Source organism: uncultured Thermomonas sp., from assembly GCF_937872235.1.
In the GTDB taxonomy this organism is placed as follows: Bacteria; Pseudomonadota; Gammaproteobacteria; order Xanthomonadales; family Xanthomonadaceae; genus Thermomonas; species Thermomonas beijingensis.
Map to the genome: position 1 here is coordinate 1 of NZ_CALMPC010000026.1, position 6,341 is coordinate 6,341.

7 protein-coding genes and 1 pseudogene are annotated in these 6,341 nt (G+C 62.1%); all 8 read right to left on the reverse strand.

Going from position 1 to position 6,341, the window contains the following annotated elements; genetic code table 11:
* A partial coding sequence (locus tag QWB57_RS02545) for a nucleotidyltransferase family protein (RefSeq protein ID WP_288968208.1) occupies positions 1-719 on the reverse strand: 719 nt, incomplete at its 3' end.
* Positions 719-1,729: an NAD-dependent epimerase gene (locus QWB57_RS02550; protein WP_288968210.1), complete on the reverse strand. Its 1,011-nt coding sequence runs from the start codon at positions 1,727-1,729 to the stop codon at positions 719-721. The genes QWB57_RS02550 and QWB57_RS02545, both read right to left, overlap by 1 nt.
* On the reverse strand, positions 1,726-2,064 hold the full coding sequence (locus QWB57_RS02555) for a hypothetical protein (RefSeq protein ID WP_288968211.1): 339 nt from the start codon (positions 2,062-2,064) through the stop codon (positions 1,726-1,728). The genes QWB57_RS02550 and QWB57_RS02555 overlap by 4 nt, the downstream gene beginning before the upstream one ends.
* A 221-nt stretch (positions 2,065-2,285) precedes the next feature.
* Positions 2,286-3,461: a glycosyltransferase family 4 protein gene (locus QWB57_RS02560; RefSeq protein ID WP_288968212.1), complete on the reverse strand. Its 1,176-nt coding sequence runs from the start codon at positions 3,459-3,461 to the stop codon at positions 2,286-2,288.
* Positions 3,461-4,597: a UDP-N-acetylglucosamine 2-epimerase (non-hydrolyzing) gene (wecB, locus tag QWB57_RS02565; RefSeq protein WP_288968214.1), complete on the reverse strand. Its 1,137-nt coding sequence runs from the start codon at positions 4,595-4,597 to the stop codon at positions 3,461-3,463. Before wecB ends, QWB57_RS02560 begins: the two co-directional genes overlap by 1 nt.
* A gap of 32 nt (positions 4,598-4,629) precedes the next feature.
* Complete coding sequence (locus QWB57_RS02570; protein WP_288968216.1) at positions 4,630-5,202, reverse strand: PIN domain-containing protein; 573 nt, start codon at positions 5,200-5,202, stop codon at positions 4,630-4,632.
* A gap of 3 nt (positions 5,203-5,205) precedes the next feature.
* On the reverse strand, positions 5,206-5,439 hold the full coding sequence (locus tag QWB57_RS02575; RefSeq protein ID WP_288968217.1) for an excisionase family DNA-binding protein: 234 nt from the start codon (positions 5,437-5,439) through the stop codon (positions 5,206-5,208).
* A 319-nt stretch (positions 5,440-5,758) separates the two neighbouring features.
* Positions 5,759-6,341 (reverse strand): annotated as a pseudogene (locus QWB57_RS02580) (hypothetical protein); the annotation flags it as partial.

Sequence of the window (6,341 nt, forward strand, 5' to 3'; positions counted from 1 at the left end):
TGCATGTCCAACGCACGATTCAAGCAAGCATGCGCCAGCGCGTGGCGCGGCGACAAACCGCGCAAACCCTCGCCCAGTGCCGGCAACGCGATGGATTCCTGCCATAACTCATCAAACGAAAAAATGTCTGCGTACGCAGCCGAGTTCAACAGCCGGCAATGTAAATCCAGCTCGCTGTGGCTCACGCCATCAACCACGCGTCGCGCGACCATTTCGAAGTTGCTGCTGGCGGGATGAAAGGCAAGCGCATAGCCCAGTGGCTGCGCTGCACACGCAGCACGTTCTGCGTCGGTGCGATCGGGTAACAGCAAGTCAATATCCGAACTGGGCCGCAAATAGGACTCCGGATACAACCACTGCGCTACCGCATTGCCCTTCAACAACAATGCACGAATACCCGCGACCTGCAATGCAGGAGCCAGCTTGCGCATCTCACCGGTGCGGAACAAGTCCTGCACCACGGCCTCGCGCACATGTGGAATCAATGCCTGCTGCAACGATAGGGGGATGCTGGCAAAGTGCCCGGTTGCGCGTAACTGTGATTCCAGCAGCGGCAACACTCCTTGATCCTTGGCGAACACAATCAGTTGATCCGGCGCAATCGCCGCAAGTGCCGACAATCGGACATCACCGCGAAGCGCCGCCGTCAGCCAATCAAGCATGCAGGCATCGTCCATGGTCATTCCTTTGCTGGAAATACCGGCGAATTCATGCGCCATCAAACTTGATGATAATCCCGATACCAGGCCACGAAATTGGCCACGCCCTGCTCCACTGGCACCACCGGGCGATAGCCCACATTGGCAATCAGGTCGGACACATCGGCCTCGGTGTCGGGCACGTCGCCGGGCTGCAATGGCAGCAGCTCCATTTGCGCCTTTTTGCCAAGGCACTGCTCCAACACTTCGATATAGCGCAGCAGCTCCACCGGCTGCTCGTTTCCGATGTTGTAGAGGCGGTACGGGGCCACGCCGCTGGTGGCCGGATCCGGGTGCGCCCCTGACCATGCCGGATCCTTGCCCGGCACGCGGTCCAGCGTGCGCACCACGCCTTCCACGATGTCATCCACATAGGTGAAACTGCGCTTGTGGCGGCCGTGATTGAACACCCGGATTGGCTGGCCATCCAGAATGGCTTTGGTGAACAAAAACAACGCCATGTCCGGTCGGCCCCACGGGCCATACACGGTAAAAAAGCGCAGCCCCGTGGATGGAATGCCGTACAAATGCGCATAGCTGTGCGCCATCTGTTCGTTGGCCTTCTTGGTGGCCGCGTACAGGGTCAGCGGATGCTCGGCCGAGCCGTGCTCGGAAAACGGCATCGCCGTATTCGCCCCATACACCGAACTGGTGGAGGCATACACCAGATGCTCGATATCGTGATGCCGGCAGCCCTCGAGGATGTGCAGGAAGCCGGTGACGTTGCTCTGCACGTACACATGCGGGTTCTCCGCCGCGTAACGCACCCCCGCCTGCGCGGCGAGATTGATCACGCGATCAGGCTTGTGCGTCGCAAACGTCTGTTCCACCGCAGCACGGTCGGCCAGATCGGCCTGCACATGGGTGTAGTTCGGATGCTGCATGAAGCGCGCCAAGCGCGCCTGCTTCAAGCTGACATCGTAATAGTCATTGAGGCTGTCGAAGCCGATGACGTCATCCCCGCGCGCCAGCAACACCTGCGCCACGTGCGAGCCGATGAAACCGGCGGTGCCGGTGACCAGAATCTTCATTTTGTCTCCTCGAAAGCATGTGCCAAAGAAACATGACGCTCCACGTCCGCAGGCGATTTGCTGGCATTCTTTCTTGCATATCCCACGGGGTCTTTGTGTCGCGGCGTCTCCACCTCAGCCGCCAATGCTTCCAACTGCGCCAGGAACAGCGGGTGGCAAGTACTGTCCAGCCGTGGATGACCAGCGCCGCGGCGCGATGCGGTCGCGCTTGCCCAACCGCAGTGCCCGACGCGCACGGTTTCCGACACCTTGGTCTGGTAACGGTTGGTCAGGGTGGACTCTGCTTCGCGTGGGGGACATGGGGGATCTCCGATGGTGCGCCAGATGATTGTCATGCAAGCGCATTGTCGCGACAATGCATGGCACTGCGGTGACCTGCCGGCATTTCTGGAGCTGCGGCGCTTGTGGGCGGGCGTTGGGCGTATTGCGGTGCACAGGGCGCGCTCTGCCAGATCCTGCGTGCGCAAGCCAAACAACGCTTCAACATGCCCGGGTGAAAAGCAAGAGGTGTTGGGCTCGCGAAAGCGCTCAACCAGCGAGAGATCCACAACACCACTCATTCCAGCGCCCGCACCAGCTGATCGACTGCGCTTTCCGGCGAGAACATGCGTGCAGCAAGGTCAATACCGGCGCGCGCCATTGCCGAGCGCAACCCAATTTCATCGACAAGCCTGATCGCGTGGGCATGCAATAGTGCGGGATTATCGCCAGGGACCACCAGCCCTACCTCTTCACCTTCAACCAGCGCAACAAGATCGTTGTTGGGATTGACCCGAGCCAACACAGGCAGACCTGCGTGGAGGTAGGTCAACAGCTTCCCGGGAATGTTATGGGTACCGTGTGCGGGGTGGAGAGCCACGATACCCACATGGCACTTCGCCAACAGCGCGGGCAAAACGCTGGGATCGATTTCATCCATGACCAGCAGATTGGGCTGGCCCTTCGCTTCATCCTTGAGACGTACCGCCTCACTTCCGCGGCCGACAAACACGAACCCGACATCGTCCCGATCCCGCATGCGCTTGGCCAGCGTGACGAACCCATCCATGTCCTGCGCCACACCCATGTTGCCCGCGTAGACAAAATTGATGCGACCGTCCAATACGCCCAGCGGCGGGCAGGCGTCTGGCGCTGGGCGGGCAGGAGCAGACAACCAGTTGTGCAGCACTTCGATCCGCGTTCCAGCCGGGGCATCGTTTGCCACCAGCGCGGCGTTGGAAGGCGTCTGCACGCCGATCACGTCCGCCTGCCGGTACTGGAACCGCTCGATCCATTTGAAGAAGCGATAGGGCAGCGCCCCCTTGCGCATCACCCCCGCATCCACCGCCCAGTCCGGGAACAGGTCGCGAACGATCAGGTAGCCGCGACAGGCGTGTTGCCGCTTCACGGCACGGGCCAGCGGCCCCAGGAAAATCGTGGGTGAATACCAGACCACGCCGTCCCAATGGTCATCGCGCAGCGCACTGCGCCGTAACCCGCGCAGCAAGATCCAGGGCAGCACCAGTTCGGCCAGCGTCCGGCGCCAGTACGGCACGTCTTTCGTCCGCGGTGCGCGCACCCGCAGCACCTGCACATCGCCTTCGCTTTCCAGCCGTTCCACGCCATCCAATGCGGGCGTCAGCACCAACGGGCGATGCCCCTGCGCCGCCAGTGCCTGTGCCAGATCACGCATCTGCAATGCACCGGAGATCCGTGCAGGCGGATAGGTATCGGTGACCAGCAACAGGCGCATCAGTACCGCTTCCAGACCACCCGGTTCACGTAGTCCACGTAGCTGTGGATGATCCGGACGACCTTTTCCGAAACGTTCGGCATCGAATAATCCGCCACCTGGCGCAGCAAGCGCTCGCTACCGGTGGGCTGGGACTCCAGCACCGCCAAGCCCTGCATCACCCGCTCCGGGTGCATGCCGACCATCATCACCGCCGCTTCCTCCATGCCTTCCGGACGCTCGTGCGCATCGCGCAGGTTGAGGGCGCGGAAGTTGAGGATGGAGGCCTCTTCGTTGATGGTGCCGCTGTCGGACAACACCGCCTTTGCGTCCTGTTGCAGCCGCACGTAGTCGCTGAAGCCCAGTGGCTTCAATAATTGCACCAAGGGATCAAGTTGCACGCCCAGCGCATCGATGCGCTTGCGCGTACGCGGATGGGTTGAGACGATGATCGGCAATCCGTATTTCGCCGCAACGGCGTTCAACACTTCGACCAGCCCGAGGAAATTGCGCTCCGACTCGATGTTTTCCTCGCGATGCGCACTGACCACGAAATAGCCTCGCGGCTGCAACTGCAAGCGTGCGTGCACGTCGGACGCGGCGATCTTCGGCGCATAGTGCGCCAGCACCTCGCACATCGGGCTGCCGGTCTTGATGATCCGATCCGCCGGCAGGCCTTCCGCCAGCAGGTATTCACGGGCGATATCGCTGTAGGTCAGGTTGATGTCCGCGGTGTGGTCCACGATGCGGCGATTGATCTCCTCCGGCACGCGCATGTCGAAGCAGCGGTTGCCGGCTTCCATATGGAAGGTCGGGATCTTGCGGCGCTTGGCCGGGATCACCGCCAGGCAGCTGTTGGTATCGCCCAACACCAGCACTGCGTCTGGCTGGATCTGCGCCAGCGCCGCATCGGCGGCGATGATCACCTTGCCGATGGTTTCCGCACCGGTGGCACCCGCCGCTTCCAGGAAGACATCGGGCTTCCGGATACCCAGATCCTCGAAGAAGATGCCGTTGAGTTCGTAGTCGTAGTTCTGGCCGGTGTGCACCAGCACGTGGTCGCAATGGGCGTCCAGTGCGGCCAGCACCCGCGAGAGGCGGATGATTTCAGGGCGGGTGCCGACGATGGTGGCGACTTTCAACTTGCGCGTGTTCATGCAGGAATACCCAACTTCATCCGTCAAGTGGTTCAAAGGGTTTCGCCATATGGCCGCAGTGCGACCACGGTGCTGGCAAGGCCGAGTTCCTGCCAGGTATCAAGCAGCGCCGCTGCAGGCCTGGGCGGATTCCGCAGGGTGGTCCGAAGGTTACGCACGGCATTGCAGACTGCCACCGGGTCAAGATCAAATGCGTGCTCGATGAATTCGTCCGGATGCTGGGCGTGTAACCCGAATGGGGCCAGCACTTCATCCGGAAAGTCCCGCAGGTTATAGGTGACGATGGCACCCGCCCCGCATTTGATGGCTGCCGCCAGCACATGGTGGTCATGCGGGTCTGGCAGCGACAGGGTGGCCTCAATGCCCTCGTAATCGGAAACCAGACAGTCCGGAACAGCCCTGTCCATCTGAGCGCGCGTCCAATCCAATTGCTCGCGGGTCAGGTCGGGTCGGTTCCGCAACACTGCCTCGATCCATTCCTGGTGAATTCGAGCGGTCCAGCGGGCACGGAACAACCCCGTCAGCGACAGATGCATCAACAGATCACGGAGTGGCGCCGGATACAGTACGCAAGCATCGAACACAGCCACAAAACTGGACGACACCCGTCAGTACCCCATCCCGAGCTTCTGCGCCTGCTCCGTCAAAGCTTCCAGCGCAGCCTGGCTCTGCGCCATGCGAGTACGGCGATAGTCCATCAGGTCGCGGAAGAAGATGCGGCGATGGGTGCCCACCTTGTGGTGCGGGATCTCGCCCTGTTCCAACACCCCCACCAGATACGGCCGTGAAACACCCAGGAAGTCAGCCGCCTGCTGGGTGGTCAGCTCCGCGTGGATCGGCACCAAGCTGATGGCATTGCCCTCCGCCATGTTGGCCAGGATGTCCACCAACATGCGCAAGGCGGCTACCGGCACCTCGATCTCGCCATCGCCGTCGACCACCCGCACGCGCGCGGTGGGGCCTTGGCCAATGCATGCCGCCAGCAGCCGGCTGCTGGTGCGAGCCAGCTCGGCATCCTGCCGGGTGGGCAGGACCGGTGGAAGTTCACGGAGGACGGCGTTCATGATCAGGACCTGCGGGGACTGTGGGGGGCAAACAGCGTCTCAAACAATCGCAATAAACGCAACAAACGAAATCAAAACCCCCGAGGCTGGCCGGCCGTCATACCTGGCTTGCCACGGTATCCGGCTTCTGCCGGTCGAAGACTTCATTGGCCCAGAGCATCACCACCAGCTCGTCGTCGCCGATGTTGGTGATGTCGTGCGCCCAGCCGGGGATGGTTTCCACCACCAGCGGCTCGTCGCCGTGGCTGACCACTTCGAAAGTCTCGTCGGTCAGCAGGTGACGGAAGCGGTAGCGGGCTCGGCCCTTGATGATCAGGAACTTCTCTGTCTTGGTGTGGTGGTAGTGACCACCGCGGGTGATGCCAGGGTGCGCGGTGAAGAAGGAAAACTGCCCGCAATCCGGCGTTTTCAGCATTTCCACGAACACGCCGCGCGCATCCCCGTACTTCGGCACCCCGTAGCTGAAAGCCTCCGGCGGCAGGAAGCTGACGTAGGTGGCATACAGCGCCCGCACCAGTCCGGTGCCCACCCGCTCGGTGACCAGCGTCCTGCGCACGTCCTTGAACGCTTCAATCTGGCGGGCCAGGTCGCCCACCGTGGTGGCATGCACGGGCCCGGCCTCGGCCTGCCGCACACCCTGCCCCGGTGCCTGCAAAAAGCGCACGACCTCGGCCACCACA